At 61.7% G+C, this 1,158-nt stretch carries 1 protein-coding gene; it reads right to left on the reverse strand.

The genetic code is table 11. The features are described from left to right. The coding region (gene tuf / locus ACMU_RS18545) for an elongation factor Tu (RefSeq protein ID WP_035263058.1) at positions 1 to 1,157 on the reverse strand (1,157 nt) is incomplete at its 3' end. Position 1,158: the final 1 nt, after the last annotated feature.

The raw sequence follows: 1,158 nt of genomic DNA on the forward strand, positions 1-1,158 counted from the left end.
ACGACGCCTGCGCCGACGGTGCGGCCGCCTTCGCGGATGGCGAAGCGCAGGCCGTCTTCCATGGCGATCGGCGCGATCAGTTCAACACCGAATTTCAGGTTGTCGCCCGGCATCACCATCTCGGTGCCTTCCGGCAGCGTCACCGTCCCGGTCACGTCCGTCGTACGGAAGTAGAACTGCGGACGATAGTTCGCGAAGAACGGCGTGTGGCGGCCGCCTTCTTCCTTGGTCAGGATATAGGCCTCGGCCTCGAACTTGGTGTGCGGCGTTACCGAACCCGGCTTACACAGAACCTGGCCACGCTCAACACCTTCACGGTCGATCCCGCGCAGCAGGGCGCCGATATTGTCGCCAGCTTCACCGCGATCCAGCAGCTTGCGGAACATTTCAACGCCGGTACAGGTGGTTTTCGAGGTGTCGCGGATGCCCACGATCTCGATCTCGTCGCCCACGTTGATGGCGCCACGTTCCACACGACCGGTCACAACCGTACCACGACCCGAGATCGAGAACACGTCTTCGATCGGCATCAGGAACGGCTGGTCCACGGCGCGCTCGGGCGTCGGGATGTATTCGTCAACAGCCGCCATCAGCTCGGCGATCTTTTCCGAACCGATATTGTCGTCGCGACCTTCCAGGGCGGCCAGGGCCGAACCCGCGATGATCGGGATCTCGTCGCCGGGGTACTCGTAGCTTTCCAGCAGCTCGCGCACTTCCATTTCAACCAGTTCCAGCAGCTCTTCGTCGTCGACCTGGTCCACTTTGTTCAGGAACACGACCATCTTGGGGATGCCAACCTGGCGGCCCAGCAGGATGTGCTCGCGCGTCTGCGGCATCGGGCCGTCCGCGGCGTTCACAACCAGGATCGCGCCGTCCATCTGGGCGGCACCGGTGATCATGTTCTTCACATAGTCGGCGTGGCCGGGGCAATCAACGTGGGCATAGTGGCGACCCTCGGTCTCGTACTCCACGTGCGCGGTCGAAATGGTGATCCCGCGCGCTTTCTCTTCCGGTGCGCCGTCGATCTCGTCATAGGCCTTGAAATCACCAAACTGCTTGGTGATCGCTGCCGTCAACGTCGTCTTGCCGTGGTCAACGTGACCAATCGTGCCGATGTTAACGTGCGGTTTCGTACGCTCAAACTTTTCCTTAGCCATG

It is taken from the genome of Actibacterium mucosum KCTC 23349 (assembly GCF_000647975.1).
Lineage (GTDB): Bacteria > Pseudomonadota > Alphaproteobacteria > Rhodobacterales > Rhodobacteraceae > Actibacterium > Actibacterium mucosum.